Below are 17642 nucleotides of genomic sequence, written 5' to 3'. Positions count from 1 at the left end.
AAGTAGCCCGGAAGGTGGCACATGGGCATCACCTCGGACTTGCGTGACGACGGCATCCGCGTCATCACGGTCGACTACCCGCCTGTCAACGCGCTCCCCGTTCGGGGCTGGTTCGACCTCGCCGCGGCGCTCGACGAAGCGGGCGCGGACCTGAACACCCACGTCGTCGTGCTGCGCGCGGAGGGCAAGGGCTTCAACGCGGGCGTCGACATCAAGGAAATGCAGCACACCGACGGATTCGACGCCCTGATCGGCGCGAACCGCGGCTGCTACGCCGCGTTCAAGGCCGTCTACGAGTGCGCCGTGCCGGTCATCGCCGCCGTCAACGGGTTCTGCCTCGGCGGCGGCGTCGGCCTGGTCGGCAACGCCGACACGATCGTCGCCGCCGAAGACGCCTACTTCGGGGTGCCGGAGGTGGATCGCGGTGCCCTCGGCGCCGCGACCCACCTCGCCCGCCTCGTCCCGCCGCACCTGCTGCGCACCCTCTACTTCACCGGCCGCAACATCCCCGCCACCGACCTCGTCGGGCACGGCTCCGTCCTCGAAGTCGTCCCGCGCGACCGCCTCGACGAGGCGGCCCTCTCCGTCGCGGCCGAGATCGCTGCGAAGGACACCCGGGTCATCCGGATGGCCAAGGAGGCCATCAACGGCATCGACCCCGTCGACGTCAACCGCAGCTACCGGTTCGAGCAGGGCTTCACCATGGAGCTCAACCTCGCCGGGGTGGCGGACGAGCACCGGGACCGGTTCGCCGGCACCGAGAAAGCGAGGAGCGAATGAGCAAGCCCCGCGACAAGCGCATGACCGCGGACGACGTGGTCGCCGGGCTCGAAGACGGCATGACCATCGGCATCGGCGGCTGGGGCCCACGGCGCAAGCCGATGGCGCTGGTCCGCGCGATCCTGCGCTCGAACCTGACCGACCTCACCCTGGTCTCCTGGGGCGGCGCCGACGTCGGGCTCCTCGCCCGCGCGGGCCGGATCCGCAAGCTGGTGTACGCGTTCGTCTCGCTCGACTCCGTGCCGCTCGAACCGAACTTCCAGCAGGCGCGGCAGAACCGGACGATCCCCGAGGTCGTCGAGCTCGACGAGGGCATGTTCCAGGCCGGGCTGCGCGCCGCCGCTCAGCGCCTGCCTTTCCTGCCCATGCGCGCCGGGCTCGGCTCCGACGTCATGGTGAACAACCCCGGCCTGCGCACCGTGACCAGCCCGTACCCCGCTGCGGACGGCGTCTTCGAGGAACTCGTCGCCGTTCCGGCGCTGCACCTCGACGCCGCGCTGGTGCACATGAACCGCGCGGACCCGCACGGCAACGCCACCTACCTCGGCCCGGATCCCTACTTCGACGATCTGTTCTGCATGGCGGCCGACAAGGCGTTCGTGACCTGCGAGCGCATCGTCGACACCGCGGAGCTCACCCGCGAAGCCGCCGTCCAGCGCCTGCTGATCAGCCGGATGATGGTCGACGGCGTCGTCGAAACGCCCAACGGGGCCCACTTCACCACGTGCACCCCGGACTACGAGCGGGACGAGAAGTTCCAGCGCGCCTACGCCGCCGCGGCCGCCGACCCGTCGGCCTGGGAAGCCTTCGAACGGCGCTTCCTGCGCGGCACCGAGGACGACTACCAGGCCGCCGTGAAGGCGTTCCACGAAGAGCAGGAGGCGTGAGGATGTCCGACGTGACGCGTGCCGAGATCTGCGCGGCGGCCATCGCCGACGCGTTCGCCGACGACGGCGAGATCTTCGGCAGCCCGATGGGACTGCTGCCCACCCTGGGCGTCCGGCTGGCCAAGCTGACGAGCAATCCCGATCTGGTGATCTCCGACGGCGAATCCCGCTTCCTCGCCGAGGTTCCCGCGCTCGGGGCCGGATCCGATGCGGTGGAGGGCTGGATCCCGTTCCGGAAGGTCTTCGACGTGGTCGCCTACGGCAAGCGGCACGTCATGATGGGCGCCACCCAGATCGACCGGCACGGCAACCAGAACATCTCGGCGATCGGCGACTTCGCGCAGCCGAAGCGCCAGCTGCTCGGTTCCCGCGGCGCCCCCGGCAACACCGCGAACAACCGCACCTCGTACTGGGTTCCGAAGCACGCCCCCCGGGTTTTCGTGGAACGGGTGGACATCGTCTCCGGCATCGGCCCGAAGCTGGCCGAGCAGGCCGGACCGGCCGCGGCCCGGTACAACGACATCCACCGCATCGTCTCGAACCTCGCGGTCCTCGACCTGGGCGGCCCCGACCGCACGTTGCGGCTGCGCTCGGTGCACCCGGGCGTGACCGTCGACGACGTGCGGGCGGCCAGCGGCTGCGAGATCCACGCCGACGACGAGGTCCCGGAGACCCGCACGCCCACCGGCGCGGAGCTGACGCTCATCCGCGAGGTGATCGACCCGAAGAACCTGCGCGACCGCGAGGTCAAGCCGGAGGCCGCCCGATGAGTGCCGAGCAGCTCCTGCGCACCCCGCTCAACGACCTGGTCGGCATCCGGCATCCGGTCGTGCAGACCGGCATGGGCTGGGTGGCCGGGCCGAGCCTGGTCGGCGGCACGGCCAACGCCGGCGGCCTGGGCATCCTGGCCAGCGCGACGATGGGCCTGGAAGAGCTGGAGCGGGCGATCATCGCGGTCAAGCGCCGCACCGACCAGCCCTTCGGCGTCAACCTCCGGGCCGACGCCGGCGACGCGCCGCAGCGCGTCGACCTGCTGATCCGGCACGGGGTGAAGGTCGCATCGTTCGCGCTGGCGCCGAAGAAGGAGCTGATCGCCAAGCTCAAGGACCACGGCATCGTCGTGATGCCCTCGGTCGGCGCGCCCCGCCACGCCGAGAAGGTGGCGGCGTGGGGCGCCGACGCGGTCATGGTCCAGGGCGGCGAAGGCGGCGGTCACACCGGCTCGGTGCCCACCACGCTGCTCCTGCCGAGCGTGCTCGACGCCGTCGACATCCCCGTCGTCGCGGCGGGCGGCTTCTTCGACGGCCGCGGCCTCGCGGCGGCTTTGTCCTACGGCGCCGCAGGAATCGGCATGGGCACCCGCTTCCTGCTCACCAAGGACAGCGCCGTTCCCGATGCCGTGAAGCGGCTGTACCTCTCCCACGACGTCAACGGGACCGTCGTCACCGACAAGGTCGACGGCATGCCGCACCGCATGCTGCGCACCCGGTTCGTGGAGGAACTGCAGGAGACGAGCATCCTGAAGCGGCTGGGGCCGACCATCCGGCGGACCCTGAAGTTCAAGAAGCTGAGCGGAATGACCTGGCGCGAGCTCGCCGCCGACGGCCGGTCGATGAAGCACGGCAGCGGCCGCTCCTGGTCGCAGATGGTGCTCGCGGCCAACACCCCGACGATGCTCAAGTCCGGCCTCGTCGACGGCGACACGAACGCCGGCGTGCTCGCCGCCGGTCAGGTGGTCGGTGTCCTGGACGACCTGCCGACCTGCGAGGAGCTGATCGGCAGGGTGGTCACCGAGGCGGCCGAATGCCTGCGGAGGACCCAGAAATACGCGCTCTGAGAACCAGAGGCGGTGCCCACGACGCAGCGGGCACCGCCTCTTTCAGAAGCTTCGCGGACGCCCCTCCGAAGGTTCCCCGGCCCGGATTCCGGCCAGCTGATCGGTTCAGTTGGGCCGGCTGACGGCCATCTTCGCGGCGAAGAAGCCCAGCAGGGTGCCGGATGCGAAACGCTGTGCCTGGAGCACGCGGGGGTGGCGGGCCAGATACCCGGCGAGCGCAGCGGCGGCGAGAACGATGAGGCCGTTGATGGTCACGCCAACCACGATCTGCGCGGTTCCGAGCTGGAGGAACTGCCACCACGTCGCACCCAGCGCGGGATCGACGAACTGGGGGATCAGCGCGGCGTACAGGAGCGCGATCTTGGGGTTCAAGAGGTTCGTCAGCAGCCCCATGCCGAACAGGCGGGCCGCCGAGTGCGGGGCCAGTTCGCGCGGTTCGAACGGCGAGGCGCCACCGGGGCGCAGGATCTGCCAAGCCATCCACGCGAGGTACGCCGCGCCCAGGAGTTTCACCACGTGGTAGGCCTCAGGTACGGCCACGAAGAGCGCGGATAGACCGGCGGCCGCTGCGACGAGGTAGACGACGAATCCGAGGGCAACCCCGGCGAGCGACACGAGTCCGGCACGCCGCCCCTGCGAGATGGCTCGCGATGCCAGGTAGACCATGTTGGGCCCGGGGGTCAGCACCATGCCCAACTCCACCACCACGACGCCGAGCAACGAGGCGAGCGGTACGAGTTCCATGGAGCGAACGTATCGGGCGGGCAGTCGCCCTTCCCAGCCGGGCTCACGCCCGCCCCTCTGAAACGACCCTTTGCAAGAGGGTGTTGCGGAAAGCGGTGCAACGGCACGCGACTCGGCTCCCCGCAAGGGCGCAGTCGCCGCTCGCCGGGCACCCAGTTCGCAGTTTCAATTGAGCCCTTTTAATCCTGGTCAACCCGCAGCCGCGGGTCGCAAAGCCACACGTCGATGAGGTGCCGCATGCGCCGCAGGCGCATAACCCACCTACGACACTCGCACCGCCGCGGGTTCACGGTGCCCACCCCTCCGGGGTTCCGTCGGCGAGGACGGCCCTGACGCCGTGTATTGGACATACATCAGGAGGGGCACCCACAGTCCCGGAAGCCTCTGAGGTTCCGCCACCCGCACCGCCACGCAGAACGAGGTTGGAAAAACCTCATTGAAACTGCGGACTTGACCGCGAGGGATTCGCCGTTCAGGCGGAAGATCCTTTGCAATCCGCCTGGATCAGGCGTTGCGGACCGTCAGGCCGCCGTCGACCGCGAGCACCGCGCCGGTGACGAACGAGGCCGCGGGCAGTAGCAGGGATACCGTGACGTGGGCGACCTCCTCCGGCTCTCCGTACCGCCGCAGCGCTGTGCGCCGCCGCGCGAAGACGGCCTTGTCCTCGTCCTGGATTCGCGCGGTCATGCCGGTGTTGATCGGGCCGGGGCAGACGCAGTTCACCGTGACTCCGCTGGGTCCCAGCTCCACCGCGAGCGAGCGCGTCAGGCCGATCACGCCGTGCTTGGAAGCGGTGTAGGCCGTGATCCCGGCCGTCGCGCCGAGCCCCTCGGTGGAGGCGATGTTCACGACCCGGCCCGCGCGGTTGCGGCGCAGGTCCGGAAGGGCCGCCCGGACGAACCCGGGATATGCGGTCAGGTTGATCGCGAGCGTGGTCGCCCACGCATCGTCGAAGCCCTCGTCCGCCAGACCGGCGTGGATGCTGACCCCGGCGTTGTTGACCAGGGCGTCGATCGGGCCGAGCGCTTCGCGGACCTCCGACACCGCGGCAGCAGGCGCGCTGGGATCTGCGACGTCCGCGACCACGGCGTGCACCTCAGCTCCTGCGCCGCGGATCTCTTCAGCAACCGCCGCCAGCCCGTCGGCGTCGCGGTCGACGATGCCGACGGCGGCGCCCTCGTCGGCGAGCAGGTGGGCCGTCGCCCGCCCCATCCCGCTCGCCGCTCCGGTCACGAGGGCAACGCTGCCGGCGACAGAACGGCTCAATCTGGTCAGTCGGGACATCGATGTCCTTCCGGTCGGGCGGGCGTCAGGATCGCTGCCGCGTGGCGAGCACCCGCTTCGTCTCGTCGGAGACCGGTGCTGCGAGCACCGCGGCCACCAGGTCGGTGAGGTAGTGGGTGAACAGGGTTTGTTCGCTGCGCGGGTCGTCCTTGGCGCGGCGGCTCAGTTCGAGGTGCGCGAAGTGGATGGCCGCGAATCGGCGGTGCAGCGGCGGGCCGACCGCCTCGGGCGGCAGCATCGGTGCCACCAGTCCGAGCCAGCGGGCCAGGCTGCCCCCGGGGTCGTCGAGCACGATCGCGGCAGGTTCCCCCGGCTCGACCATCCGGTTGGTCCGGCCGAGCAGTTCCGCGGCGATCTGCAGGTACTCGCGGCCGCCCGCGGGATCCGACAGCTTCGCGATCAGGGGCAGGACCAGTGCGGACGCCAGCGCGCGCAGGTCGTCGCGGCCGGTCAGCTCGTACTGGTCGAGCAGCGTGTTGCGGCGAGCCCCGACGTCCCGCCCGTGCTCGATCAGCACCTCCCGGAGCAGGCCTTCCCGGTTGGTGAAGTGGTACTGCAGCGCGGTGGTGTTGCGCTGCCCGGCGGCGCGGGTGATCTCCCGCAGCGACACCGCGTAGATCCCGCGTTCGGCGAAGAGCCGGGTGGCCGCTCGGGTCAGCGCCGAACGCGCGTCCGCCGCGGGTTCGGCATCGCGCGTCGAGGTGTGGGTCATGGCGAGAACCTATCCGTGCCGCGATTCGCCGGCCGTGACCGCGCGGATCAGCTCGGTGCGGATCTGCCGCTTGAGGATCTTCCCGGAGGCGTTGCGGGGCAGCTCGTCCTCCTGCACCCAGACGTGCGCGGGGATCTTGAACCGCGCTATCCGCCCGTCCAGGAACGCGCGCAGTGCCTCGGCGGTCAGGGTGGTGCCGGCGAGGACCTGGACCAGCACCCCCACCTCTTCGCCCAGGATGTCGTGCGGGATGCCGATCACGGCGCAGTCGGCCACTGCGGGATGTTCGTGGATCGCGGCCTCGACCTCGGCGCAGTAGACGTTCTCCCCGCCGCGGATCAGCATGTCCTTGGCCCGGTCGACGATGTAGACGAACCCCTCTTCGTCGATCCGGGCGAGGTCGCCGGAGCGCAGCCAGCCGTCGGTGATCGCGTCGGCCGTGGCGTCCGGCCGGTTCCAGTAGCCCTTGACCACGTTCGCGCCCTTCATCCGCAGCTCGCCGATCTCGTCCGCGGGCAACCGCTGCTCGGTGACCGGGTCCACCACCTCGACGTCGCAGATCGCGACCGCGAGCCCGATGCTGTCCGGCTTGGCCAGGTAATCGAGTCCGCGGTTGGCCGTGGTCATCGAGGACGTCTCGGTGAGGCCGTAGCCGTTGGCCGGCGCCGCGCCGGGCAGGAGCGCGGTGGAGCGCTGCACGAGCGCCGGTGGCGCAGCCGCTCCTCCGGTTCCGACCGCGGTCAGGCTGGTCAGGTCGCGCCGCGCGAACTCGGGGTGCGCATAAAGTTGCGCGAGCATCGCCGGCACGCCGGTGAATTGCGTGACGCGCTCGCGCTCGATGAGTTCGAGCGCGGTGCCGGCGTCCCACTTGTGCATCAGGACCAAAGTGGCGCCTCGGTGGAAAGCACCTAGCAGCACCGAGTGGCAGCCGGTGCCGTGGAAGAACGGAACCGCCACCAGTGCCGTCGCCGGCATCGCCTGCGCCGCGGCCAGATCGGCGAGCGACCCGCCCTGCCGGAGCAGGGCCCGGGCCGCCGCGTATCCCACGCTGGTCACGTTGCCGCAGATGTTGCGGTGCGTGCCGAACGCGCCTTTGGGAGTGCCGGTGGTGCCGGACGTGTAGAAGATCGTGGCGTCGTCCTCGGGGCCGAGGTCGACATCGGGAAGCTCCGCGGCGGCGGGCACATCGCGGATGTCGCTGCTGCCGGCGGGCAGCGGCCCGGTCGGCCGCGCCACGATCGCGGTGATCCCGAGGCCCGGTAGCACGTCCCGCAGCCGGTCCATCCGCTCCTGGTCCGCGATCAGCACCTTCGCCCCGGAGTCGCGCAGCCCGAACCCCAGCTCGCTCGCCGACCACCAAGCGTTCAACGGCACCACGACAGCACCGGCGCACGCGGCGGCGAAGAAGGCGACCGGCCATTCGGGGTAGTTGCGCATGGCGATGGCGACCCGGTCGCCCTTCCGGATGCCGTGCTCGTCGACGAGCTGCCCCGCCAACCCGGCAACCTGCTGGAAGTGCTCGCGGTAGGTGACCCGCTCATCGCCGTGGACGAGGAAATCCCGCTCGGCGAAGGCCCGCGAGTTCTCGACCACGGCCCGCAAGCTGGCTGGCGCGTTCCGCCAGGCACGCACTCGCACACCGCGGATGTCGACCTCGACGGTCTCGAAAGGCGCGCCCGGAGCGGTCAGCTCTGCGCGGATGTCCTCGTGGTTCCTCATCGTTTCCACGTCCCCACCCTCGCCGGCTCGGACATTCCGTGAGACGGCTCGAATCTGCTCCGCCCGCAACGGAAAATCAAGTGCTTGTGCTTCTAAGGCAGTCGCATTACGTTGGCGCCCGGCACCGAAGCCCGCACCGGAGGAGACCGCCGTGGCCTGGGAATTCGAGACCGACCCCGAGTTCCAGCGAGAACTCGACTGGATCGAGGAGTTCGTCCGCGAGGAGATCGAACCGCTCGACCACATCATCGACCACCCCTACGACCTCGACGACCCGGTCCGCGCGGAGCTGATCCCGCCGTTGCAGGAAACGGTCCGCGAACGCGGCCTGTGGGCCTGCCACCTCGGCCCGGACCTGGGCGGACCCGGGTACGGGCAGGTCAAGCTCGCCCTGATGAACGAGATCCTCGGCCGGGCGCGCTGCGCCCCGATCGTCTTCGGCGCCCAAGCCCCCGACAGCGGCAACAGCGAGATCCTCGCCCACTTCGGCACGCCGGCGCAGAAGGAGCGCTGGCTGCAGCCGCTGCTCGCCAACGAGATCGTCTCGGCGTTCTCGATGACCGAGCCGCAAGGTGGCGCCGACCCGAAGGTGTTCACCACCAGCGCGGTTCGCGATGGAGGGGGCACCCCCCGCTCGAGCGAAGCCGAGAGTGGGGGAGAATGGGTGATCAACGGGGAGAAGTGGTTCTCCTCCAACGCCCGCTACGCGGCTTTCCTCATCGTCATGGCGGTCACCGACCCGGACAACCCGCCGTACCGGCAGCAGTCGATGCTGATCGTCCCGACCGACGCGCCGGGGGTGGAGATCATCCGCAACGTCGGGCTCGGCGGTGACCCCGAAGGAGCGGGCTCGCACGCCTACATCCGCTACAGCAACGTCCGCATTCCGGCCGACGCGCTGCTCGGCCCGCGCGGTGAGGCGTTCATGGTGGCGCAGACCCGCCTCGGCGGTGGGCGCATCCACCACGCCATGCGCACCGTCGGGCTGATCAGGCGGAGCCTCGACATGATGGCCGAGCGAGCGCTCTCCCGCACCACCCAGGGCGAGCAGCTCGCGCGCAAGCAGATGGTGCAGGAGATGATCGCGGATTCCTGGCTGGACCTGGAGACCTACCGGCTCCTGGTGCTGCGCACCGCGTGGCGCATCGACAAGTACCAGGACTACCGCAAGGTGCGCGCCGACATCTCCGCGGTCAAGGCGATGATGCCGCGCGTCTTGCGCGATGTGGCCTCCCGCGCGCTGCAGGTCCACGGCTCGCTCGGCGTCTCCAACGAGATGCCGTTCGCCGGGTACGTCACCCAGTCCTTTCACATGGGGCTCGCCGACGGCCCGACCGAGGTCCACAAGGCCACCCTGGCCCGGCAGGTGCTGCACGACTACGAGCCGTCCGACGACCTGTTCCCCACCCGCCACGAGCCGAAGTTGCGCGACCAGGCCCGCCAGAAGTACGCCGACGTGCTCAAGCGGCACGGGCGGCTCCCGGCGTGAGCGCACCCCGACCATCCACAGTGGATCCCGCGCTGGTCGATTTCGCCGCGCTCGCACGGTGGATGGACGACCAGGGCCTGCCGCCGGGCGACTTCACCGAAGTCACCGAGCTGACCGGCGGCACGCAGAACGTCATGCTGCGGCTACGCAGGGGCGATCAGGTGACGTACTGCGCCGCCCGCCGCGACATCTGCGCCCGAACGCTGATATGAACCCCGGTTGGAGCGCGATCCCATGACCGACACGACCTTCGACCTGACCGGCAAGATCGCCCTCGTCACCGGTGGCAGCCGGGGCATGGGCCGCGCGATGGCCCACGCCTTCGCGGCCAAGGGGGCGGACGTGATCATCGCCAGCCGCAAGCTGGCAGCCTGCGAGAGCACGGCACGTGAGATCGAGGAGGAGCACGGCGTCCGCGCACTCCCCGTGGCCTGCAACGTCAGCCACTGGGACCAGTGCGATGCCCTGGTCGAACGCGCCTACGCCGAGTTCGGCCGAGTCGACGTGCTGGTCAACAACGCCGGCCTCTCGCCGCTCTACCCCAGCCTCGACGAGGTGAGCGAAGCCCTGTGGGACAAGGTTCTCGCCGTCAACCTCAAGGGCCCGTTCCGGCTCACCGCACTGATCGGCACCCGGATGGCCGAGGGCGACGGCGGCGCGATCATCAACATCTCGTCGATAGCCGCGATCCGACCGGCACCGATCGAACTCCCCTACGCCGCGGCGAAAGCCGGTCTGAACACCCTCACCGAAGGCTTCGCCCGCGCCTTCGGCCCCGAGGTCCGGGTCAACGCCATCCAAGCCGGGCCGTTCCTCACCGACATCTCCCACGCCTGGGACCTCGACGCCTTCGCCGAACGGGCCAGAACCTCGATCGCGCTGGGCCGCGGAGGCGAGCCCGACGAGGTCGTGGGGGCGGCTCTCTACTTCGCCAGTGCCGCGTCTTCCTTCTGCACCGGAGCAATCCTCCGCCTCGACGGCGGCGTCCACTGATTTCGGTCGGCCGTCCCGCAATCGCAGGACCGAACCCGCGGGAACGACCTCTAGGCGTTGCCGGCCAACAGGTTGCTGACGTCCGGCCGGTTACTGCTTGCTCGGGTAGCGGGTGGCACCGGGCTCCCGCGCATCGACGATCTCGTCCCGACCACGCTCGCGCGATCGTCGACCTTGCCGAGCAGCCGGGGGTGCGAGGTGAGCGTGTTGGCGTTCTGCCGCCGTCACCGGACGCACCCGCGGAACCGGGTGAGGGCGGTGCTGCCCGGGCAGACCGGCAGTGACACAACCTCAGAGCAGCAACGCTCGAACGCCCTCTGCGTGTGGAACGCGCACTACGACTATCACCGCCCGCACGGCGCAGCAGGCGGACAACCGCCCGCAGCCATGCTGGATCAGCGTGTCACCAACGTCGTGGCGTCCTGCACCTAGGCCAGGTCGACCGGTCGTACCCGCAGCTTGGCCGCGATGCGGGCCAGCGCCTGCTGGTCGGTGGCGGTGAGCGGGTCGAGGACGAGCCGCCGCACCGCGCGCACGTGCGTGGGCGCGGCGGCGACGACCACCTCGTAGCCGGCGTCGGTGAGGGCGGCGATGGTGTACCGGCCGTCGTCGGGATCGGGCGAACGCTCCACCCAGCCCCGCTGCTCGAACCGCTTCACGACGTTGGACAGGCGCGAGAGGGAACCGTTGGCCAGGTAGGCCAGCTCGCTCATCCGCAGGCGGCGCTCCGGGGCCTCCGAGATGTGGCTGAGGGTCAGGTACTCGAAGAGGGTCAGGCCGGCCTCCTGCTGCAGCGGCGACTCCAGCCGCCCCGGTAGCAGCAGGATCAGCGAGACCAGCCCGGTCCAGGCCTCCTTCTCGTCCGGGTTCAGCCACGGCGTCTCGTCCGGGGCGTGCCCGCCTGGGGGTGCGGTGGTGGCCATGGCGGAACCCTACCCAGCGGCCATTACTTCACGCATGAAGTAAAACCGTGCTACGTTGACTTCACGCGTGAAGTGATCACGAGAGGACCCCATGAGCGAGCCGGAATTCTTCGCCACGCCCGGGTACGGCGCGAGGCAGCTGACCGACATGCACTACAACCAGGCGGTTCGCATCGGCGACCGCGTCGAGACCTCGGGCCAAGGAGGATGGGACGACGACTGGAACTTCCCCGAGTCCCTCGAAGACGAGATCGTGCAGGCCTTCGAGAACGTCGAGCGAACCCTCGCCACGGCCGGCGCCACGTGGCGGGACGTCATCGCCGTGAACTCCTACCACGTCCCCGAATCCGCCGAGTTCATCGGAGAGGTCCACAACCGCGTCATGGTGGCGCAGTTCCGCGAGCGCATGGGCGACCGCGCGCCCATCTGGACCGAGCTCGGCGTGCCGGCCCTCGGCGCCCCGGGGATGCGCGTCGAGATCCGCGTGACGGCCATCGTCGGTTGACCGCCGGCCACCCCCGATGCGCCTGCCGACCGGACGCCCCCGGTCGGCAGGCGCCGGCGCTAGCCGAACGAGACCGTCCCACCGGTCAGCACGGCGCGCTCCGCGACCGCGGCGCCGAAAGCGACCGCGCTCGCGTCGGCTCCCCAGCACTCGACCGAGAGCCGGTCGCCGGGGAAGACGGGAGCGGCGAAGCGACCCTCCAACCGGCGCAGGTCGGCCGGATGGGCTCCGTAGCGCCGCGCCACGGACAGGGTCGTGCCCGCCAGGGTGCACAGGCCGTGCAGGAACGGCCGCGGCTGCCCGGCCGCCTCGGCGGCTTCGGGATCGATGTGCATGTGGTGTCGATCCCCCAGCAACCGGTACAGCGCCGCCTGGTTCGGCGCGGTGGCGACGTCGAGCCGGCGGTCGGCCGCGGCTTCCGGCCGCTTCGGGCTCGACGGGCCGCGCTCGCCGCCGAACCCGCCGCAGCCGGGGGCGAACAGCGCCCAGGTGGCGACGAAGTAGTCGCTCTCCACCGCCACCTCGAAGATCGCCGCGGAGCCCTTGTCCCACACCTGCGCCACGGACGCGGTCAGCGCCAGCGAACCCGAGCGGGGCAGCGGGGCGAGCACTTCGAGCCGCTGTGAGCCGTGCACGGCGGTGCGGGTGTCGAAAGCTCCCCGGGCGCCCAGTGCGTCGGGAGCCCATTGCGCGAGCGTCAGCGCAAAGGTCGGCAGGACGCGCAGCCGCTCCTCGAAGACCAGGTCCAGGTCCGTTGCCGCGGCGCCGACCGCCAGCGCGTAGAGGATCGCGTCCCGCTCGGTGTAGTCGACCACGCGGCTGCCGAGCTCGACGCCCCGCCATTCGCCCGCCGGGCGGGCCGTTTCCGCCGTCATCGCGCCGCTCCCACGATCAGGCCGCTGGTCGGCACCCCGGTTCCCGCCGTGACCACCACGTTCCGCACTCCCGCCGGCTGGTTGACCGAGGTGCCCCGGACCAGCCGGACGGCCTCGGCGATGCCGTTCATCCCGTGCAGGTACGCCTCGCCGAGCTGGCCGCCGTGGGTGTTGGTGGGCAGCCTGCCGTCCAGTTCGAGGTGACCGTCCCGGATGAAGTCCTTCGCCTCGCCCCGGGCGCAGAAGCCGAGCTCCTCCAGCTGCGGGAGCACCAGCGGGGTGAAGTGGTCGTAGAGGATCGCGGCCTGCACGTCGTCGGGGCGCAGCCCGCTCTGCGACCACAGCTGGTCGCCGACCAGCCCCAGCTCCGGGATGCCCGAGATCGACGGCCGGTAGTAGCTCGTCATCATGTGCTGGTCGGCGCCGGAACCCTGCGCCGCGGCGAGCACGTCCACCGGGGCGTGCGGCAGGTCCCGGGCGCGCTCCGCGGAGACCAGCACCAGCGCCTGGCCCCCGTCCGTTTCCTGGCAGCAGTCCAGCAGGTGCAGCGGCTCGGCGATCCACCGCGACGCCTGGTGGTCCGCCAGGGTGATCGGGCGCCCGTAGAACCAGGCGTTGGGGTTGGTGGCGGCGTGCTTGCGGTCCAGCACGGCGACCCGCCCGAAATCCTCCGAGGTGGCGCCGTATTCGTGCTGGTAGCGGCGGGCGAACATGGCGACCCACTGGGCTGGGGTGTTCAGGCCGTACGGCGTCATCCACGAGTACGCGGCCCGGTCGGCGCTGGTGTCCATCGCGCGGTCGGCCTGGCCCAGGCCGTAGCGCTCCCCCGACCGCTCGTTGAACGCCCGCCAGCAGACCACGACCGACGCCAGCCCGGTGGCGATGGCGGCCGCGGCGTGCGCGACCGTGCCGCACGCCGCCCCGCCGCCGTAGCCGACGCGGGAGAAGAAGGTGAGATCGCCGATCCCCGCGTTGCGGGCGACGTGGATGTCGGAACTCGACTCCGCGGTGTAGGTCACCATGCCGTCGACGTCGGCGGGCGTCAGCCCGGCATCGGCCACGGCGGCGAGCACCGCTTCGGTGGCCAGCTGCAGTTCGCTGCGGCCGGACTTCTTGGAGAACTCCGTCGCGCCGATGCCGACGATCGCGGCCGAACGGGACAGCGCGGTGCCGCTGGCCGGGCTCATGCGGATTCCTTCCGGGTGCCGGGAAGCTGGACGTCGACCGTGCCGGTGACGTGCGCGCCGAGGCCGTTCTCGCCCCGGACCGAGACCTGGACGCGCCGGTTCGGCTCGTCCTTGCCGGTCACCGCGCCGCTGAGGACCATCGTGTCGCCCGGGTAGTTGGGCGCGCCGAGCCGGATCCGGATGGCCTTGACCACCGCTGCCGGGCCGGCCCAGGAGGTGACGAACCGGTCCACCAGGCCGTTGGTCGTGAGGATGTTCATGAACACGTCCTGGGAGCCGCGCTCGGCCGCCAGCCCCGGATCGTGGTGCACGTCCTGGAAGTCCCGGCTCGCGATGGCGGTGGCCACGACGAGGGTTCGTGTCAGCGGGATCTCCAGCTCCGGGAGGACTTCCCCGACGCGCACCACGTCGAAGGTCCGCGTCGGCGGGATCGTCACGAGGCCACCTCCTCGACGGCCAGGTGCTCGCCCAGGTCGGCGAGAGCGGCCTCGGCTCCGCCGAACGTGCCGGAGATCTGCTTGCCCCACAGGAAGAACCGGTGGGCCGGGTAGTCGACGCCGATGCCGCCGTGCACGTGCTGCGTGCGGTGCACGACGTCCAGCCCGGCCTGGTCCGCCCACCACTTGGCCACCAGCACGGCGGCGCCGGCGCCGGGCGCCTCGTCGGCGAGCGAGGTGATCGCCTGCCACAGCGTCACCCGCATGGCCTCGATGTCGATGTAGCAGTCGGCCAGCTGGTGCTGGACCGCCTGGAAGGTGGCCAAGGGGCGGCCGAACTGGTGCCGCTCGCCGAGGTAGCCGGCGGCGAGCGCCAGGGCTCCTCGCGCGACCCCGGCCTGGATCGCCGCGAGGGCGGCGGTGGCGCGGTGCAGGGTCCGGCGGAGCGCGTCGCCGCCCGGAGCGCCGACCGCGTGCCCGGCGGCCCGGTCGAGGTGGAGGTGCCCGCTGAGGTCCCGGGTCGTGGTCTCGGCCTGTTCCCACCGCGCGCCTTCGGCGTCCGCTCGCACCAGGAACAGCCCCGGTCCCCGGTCCGTGGTCGCGGACACGACCACCGCGCCGGCGCCCTGCGGGGACGGCACGACCGCCTTGGTTCCCGTTAGCCGCCAGGCATTTCCGTCGGCGGTCGCGGTGCACGCCGGCGCGCCGGGCTCGGCGGGGGCGAACTCCTCCAGCGCGAGGGCCAGCCGCAGGCTCCCGTCGGCTGCCGCCGGCAGGATCCGGGCGCGCTGCTCCTCGTCGCCGTGGGTGGCGACCGCCAGCGCCACCACGCCCGCCGTCCACAGTGGAACGGGTGCGACGAACCGGCCCTGCTCCTCCAGCAGCACGCACAGGCCGGCGAGGCCGAGGCCCGCTCCGCCGTGCTCCTCGGGCAGCGCGATGCCCACCAGCCCGGCCCCGGCCAGGTCCGCCCAGAGGCGCTCGTCGACGCGCGTCTCCGACGCCTCCACCTCCCGGATCCGGTCGGTGGCGGCCCGGTCGGCGAAGATGCTGCGGGACAGGTCCTGGACCGCGACCAGCTCGTCGCTGAGGTGGAAGTCCATTCGGGGTTCTCCTTCTCCGGCCGGTCAGGGCCGTTCGGTCGCAGGGCGGAACACGGGCAGCGTCAGCTCCGGGTCCGCTTCGAGCCAGTCGAGCCGGACCGGCATGCCGATGGCGACGTCATCCGGCGCCACGCCCACCAGGTTGGTGATCAGCCGGGTGCCCTCCGCCAGTTCGACGACCGCGATCACCAGCGGGTATTCGAACGCCGGGTGCGGCGGGTGGTGCGCGACCACGTAGCTGTGGACGGTGGCGCGTCCGGAAGCCGTCACGGTGTCCCAGTCGAAGGACTGGCAGTGCGGGCAGCACGGGCCGGGCGGGTGGCGCAGGGTCTCGCAGGACCGGCACCGCTGGACGACCAGCCGCTTCTCCTTCGCCGCGGCGAACCAGAACTCGTTGTCCTGGTTCACGGCGGGCCGGGGCCGCAGCGCCTTCTTCTCGGCGGGCCGGAACCGCAGGGTGCGCCACTTCTGGGTCGCCACCGCGGTTCCGCTCGCGTCGCGGTAGGTGCGCACCGTGGTGACGAAGCGCCCCGCTCCGAGCCCGGTGCGCTTCTCCGGGGAGATCGACTCCACGACCTCCTCGGTGCTGATCTCGTCGCCGGGCACGAGCTCGCGGTGGAACTCGAACTCGGAGTCGGTGGCCACCACCGAGGTGTAGCCGCCCTCCGCGAGCAGGGCGGCGAGTTCGTCGAAGGGCGTGGGATCGTGCGGTGCCGTGGTGGCGGCGTAGCCCCGCATGGTCCACGCCTGCACCATCGAGGCCGGGGCGACGACGCCGTCGCGGCCCGTGGCCCGCGCGGCCTCGGCCGAGAGGTAGACCGGGTTGGCGTCGCCCATCGCCTCGACCCAGTGGCGGATCATCGGCACGTTGACCGGGTCCTGGCCCGGCCTGCCCGGCACGAGCACGCTCCCCACGTAGGACTGGAGGCGCTGCTCGTACGCCGCCTCCGGGGTCATCTGCTCGCCGCTCATGCGCCCCTCTTCGCCCGGGGCAGGCCGAGGCCCTGGGTGGCGACCATGTCGCGCAGCACCTCGTTCACGCCGCCACCGAAGGTGTTGACGATGCCCTGCCTGGAAAGTTGCTCGATCTGCCCGCCGAGCACGGCCGCCGGCGAATCCGGCCGGATCCGGCCCGCCGCGCCGAGCACCTGGGTCAGCGTGCGCTGGACGTCGATGTGGGTCTCGGTGCCGTACGTCTTCGCAGCACCGGCGGTCGCGCCGATCAGCGTGCCCTCCGCGACGGCCGTGGTCATCTTCCAGTTCATCAGGCGCATCGCTTCGAGCTTCGCGTAGGTCCGGGCCATTTCCCGCCGCACCCAGGGCTTTTCGACGACCCCGGTGCGCTTCGCCCAGGCCAGCACCTGCTCCCAGAGCTGGATCATCCGCCCGCCGAGCGCGGCCAGGCCGATGCGCTCGTGGTTGAGCTGGGCGGTGATCAGCCGCCATCCGCCGTCGACCGCGCCGACGACGTCGCCGGCCGGGACGCGGATGTCGCTGTAGTAGGTGGCGGTGACCACCATGCCGCCGACGGCCTGGATCGGGCTCCAGGAGAAGCCCGGGGCGCCGTTGGGCACGATCAGGATCGAGATGCCCTTGTGCTTGGGCGCTTCCGCGTCGGTGCGGGCCGCGAGCCACACGTAGTCCGCCGTGTTCGCGCCCGAGGTGAAGATCTTCTGCCCGTTGACCACGTACTCGTCGCCGTCGCGCACCGCCCGGGTCTTCAGCGAGGCGAGGTCGGTGCCCGCGTCGGGTTCGGTGTAGCCGATGGCGAAGACGACGTCGCCGCTGAGGATTCCGGGCAGGTACGCCTTCTTCTGCTCCTCCGTGCCGTACTCCATCAGCGTGGGGCCGACGGTGTTCACGGTGACGAACGGGAACGGCAGCCCGGCGCGCTGCACCTCGTCGAAGAAGACGTACTGCTCCTCGACCGACCGGCCCTGGCCGCCGTACTCGCGCGGCCAGCCGATGCCCAGCCAGCCGTCGCGGCCGAGCATCTTGACGACCTCCCGGAACATGTCCCCGCCGACGCCCTCCTCCCCCACTCGTCTGCGTTCGTCCGCGGACAGCAGCCCGGCGAAGTAGCCGCGCAGCTCCTGCCGGAGCCGGCGCTGCTCGGGGGTTTCGCGCAAATCCATCGGGAGTCCTCGTTCCTGGCTCGGTGCGGCCG

The 17642-nt window shown here is 71.1% G+C and carries 19 protein-coding genes; 8 read left to right on the top strand and 11 right to left on the bottom strand.

The genetic code is table 11. The features are described 5' to 3' along the window. Positions 1 to 21 precede the first annotated feature (21 nt). From AC07FN_RS24055 to AC07FN_RS24040, 4 genes are read left to right on the top strand one after another with little or no spacing between them, the layout of a single operon-like run. Positions 22 to 780, top strand: coding sequence for an enoyl-CoA hydratase family protein (locus AC07FN_RS24055; protein ID WP_478397641.1), 759 nt, complete (start codon positions 22 to 24; stop codon positions 778 to 780). After that, positions 777 to 1667 carry a CoA transferase subunit A gene (locus AC07FN_RS24050; RefSeq protein WP_452614245.1) on the top strand — a complete coding sequence of 297 codons (891 nt, stop codon included), beginning with the start codon at positions 777 to 779 and terminating at the stop codon, positions 1665 to 1667. Before AC07FN_RS24055 ends, AC07FN_RS24050 begins: the two co-directional genes overlap by 4 nt. 2 nt (positions 1668 to 1669) lie before the next feature. Continuing rightward, the gene (locus tag AC07FN_RS24045; protein ID WP_478397640.1) at positions 1670 to 2437 is read left to right on the top strand and encodes a CoA-transferase subunit beta; all 768 of its coding nucleotides are present in this window, start codon (positions 1670 to 1672) and stop codon (positions 2435 to 2437) included. Then, positions 2434 to 3504 (top strand): NAD(P)H-dependent flavin oxidoreductase, encoded by a 1071-nt coding sequence (locus tag AC07FN_RS24040; protein WP_478397639.1) that lies wholly within the window; start codon positions 2434 to 2436, stop codon positions 3502 to 3504. Before AC07FN_RS24045 ends, AC07FN_RS24040 begins: the two co-directional genes overlap by 4 nt. Before the next feature lie 105 nt (positions 3505 to 3609). Here AC07FN_RS24040 and AC07FN_RS24035 read toward each other — a convergent pair whose 3' ends face one another. The 4 genes from AC07FN_RS24035 to AC07FN_RS24020 form a co-directional block, all read right to left on the bottom strand. Further along, positions 3610 to 4248: a LysE family translocator gene (locus AC07FN_RS24035; protein ID WP_478397638.1), complete on the bottom strand. Its 639-nt coding sequence runs from the start codon at positions 4246 to 4248 to the stop codon at positions 3610 to 3612. Positions 4249 to 4752: 504 nt separating this feature from the next. Further along, positions 4753 to 5481: an SDR family NAD(P)-dependent oxidoreductase gene (locus AC07FN_RS24030; protein ID WP_478397637.1), complete on the bottom strand. Its 729-nt coding sequence runs from the start codon at positions 5479 to 5481 to the stop codon at positions 4753 to 4755. 76 nt (positions 5482 to 5557) lie between these two features. Continuing rightward, complete coding sequence (locus AC07FN_RS24025) at positions 5558 to 6244, bottom strand: TetR/AcrR family transcriptional regulator (protein WP_452614241.1); 687 nt, start codon at positions 6242 to 6244, stop codon at positions 5558 to 5560. A 9-nt stretch (positions 6245 to 6253) separates the two neighbouring features. Continuing rightward, complete coding sequence (locus AC07FN_RS24020) at positions 6254 to 7963, bottom strand: class I adenylate-forming enzyme family protein (protein ID WP_478397636.1); 1710 nt, start codon at positions 7961 to 7963, stop codon at positions 6254 to 6256. 151 nt (positions 7964 to 8114) lie between these two features. Between AC07FN_RS24020 and AC07FN_RS24015 the strand changes: the two genes are divergently transcribed. Genes AC07FN_RS24015 through AC07FN_RS24005 form a run of 3 tightly spaced genes read left to right on the top strand, consistent with a single transcriptional unit; the run spans position 8115 to position 10445 of the window. Next, the gene (locus AC07FN_RS24015; RefSeq protein ID WP_478397635.1) at positions 8115 to 9452 is read left to right on the top strand and encodes an acyl-CoA dehydrogenase family protein; all 1338 of its coding nucleotides are present in this window, start codon (positions 8115 to 8117) and stop codon (positions 9450 to 9452) included. Next, on the top strand, positions 9449 to 9664 hold the full coding sequence (locus AC07FN_RS24010) for a hypothetical protein (protein ID WP_478397634.1): 216 nt from the start codon (positions 9449 to 9451) through the stop codon (positions 9662 to 9664). The genes AC07FN_RS24015 and AC07FN_RS24010 overlap by 4 nt, the downstream gene beginning before the upstream one ends. Before the next feature lie 22 nt (positions 9665 to 9686). Next, positions 9687 to 10445: an SDR family NAD(P)-dependent oxidoreductase gene (locus tag AC07FN_RS24005; RefSeq protein WP_478397633.1), complete on the top strand. Its 759-nt coding sequence runs from the start codon at positions 9687 to 9689 to the stop codon at positions 10443 to 10445. Between the two features lie 428 nt (positions 10446 to 10873). Here the strand turns inward: AC07FN_RS24005 and AC07FN_RS24000 are convergent, their stop codons facing one another. Beyond that, the gene (locus AC07FN_RS24000) at positions 10874 to 11368 is read right to left on the bottom strand and encodes a MarR family winged helix-turn-helix transcriptional regulator (RefSeq protein ID WP_478397632.1); all 495 of its coding nucleotides are present in this window, start codon (positions 11366 to 11368) and stop codon (positions 10874 to 10876) included. 91 nt (positions 11369 to 11459) lie between these two features. Here AC07FN_RS24000 and AC07FN_RS23995 point away from each other — a divergent pair, with 91 nt between their 5' ends. Continuing rightward, positions 11460 to 11873, top strand: coding sequence for a RidA family protein (locus AC07FN_RS23995; protein WP_478397631.1), 414 nt, complete (start codon positions 11460 to 11462; stop codon positions 11871 to 11873). A 59-nt stretch (positions 11874 to 11932) separates the two neighbouring features. Here AC07FN_RS23995 and AC07FN_RS23990 read toward each other — a convergent pair whose 3' ends face one another. Genes AC07FN_RS23990 through AC07FN_RS23965 form a run of 6 tightly spaced genes read right to left on the bottom strand, consistent with a single transcriptional unit; the run spans position 11933 to position 17610 of the window. Beyond that, on the bottom strand, positions 11933 to 12748 hold the full coding sequence (locus AC07FN_RS23990) for a MaoC/PaaZ C-terminal domain-containing protein (RefSeq protein WP_478397630.1): 816 nt from the start codon (positions 12746 to 12748) through the stop codon (positions 11933 to 11935). Next, entirely contained in the window at positions 12745 to 13935 is a 1191-nt protein-coding gene (locus AC07FN_RS23985) for a lipid-transfer protein (RefSeq protein WP_478397629.1), read from the bottom strand. Before AC07FN_RS23985 ends, AC07FN_RS23990 begins: the two co-directional genes overlap by 4 nt. Next, a complete protein-coding gene (locus tag AC07FN_RS23980; protein ID WP_478397628.1) occupies positions 13932 to 14372 on the bottom strand; it encodes a MaoC family dehydratase in 441 nt (146 codons plus the stop codon). Before AC07FN_RS23980 ends, AC07FN_RS23985 begins: the two co-directional genes overlap by 4 nt. Then, a complete protein-coding gene (locus tag AC07FN_RS23975) occupies positions 14369 to 15475 on the bottom strand; it encodes an acyl-CoA dehydrogenase family protein (protein ID WP_478397627.1) in 1107 nt (368 codons plus the stop codon). The genes AC07FN_RS23980 and AC07FN_RS23975 overlap by 4 nt, the downstream gene beginning before the upstream one ends. A 24-nt stretch (positions 15476 to 15499) precedes the next feature. Continuing rightward, complete coding sequence (locus AC07FN_RS23970) at positions 15500 to 16447, bottom strand: bifunctional MaoC family dehydratase N-terminal/OB-fold nucleic acid binding domain-containing protein (protein ID WP_478397626.1); 948 nt, start codon at positions 16445 to 16447, stop codon at positions 15500 to 15502. Then, entirely contained in the window at positions 16444 to 17610 is a 1167-nt protein-coding gene (locus AC07FN_RS23965; protein ID WP_478397625.1) for an acyl-CoA dehydrogenase family protein, read from the bottom strand. Before AC07FN_RS23965 ends, AC07FN_RS23970 begins: the two co-directional genes overlap by 4 nt. Positions 17611 to 17642: the final 32 nt, after the last annotated feature.

This window comes from Saccharopolyspora sp. NPDC045941 (genome assembly GCF_056431445.1).
The sequence above is the reverse complement of the archived record's forward strand: the minus strand, read 5'-3'. Positions and strand labels throughout refer to the sequence as shown.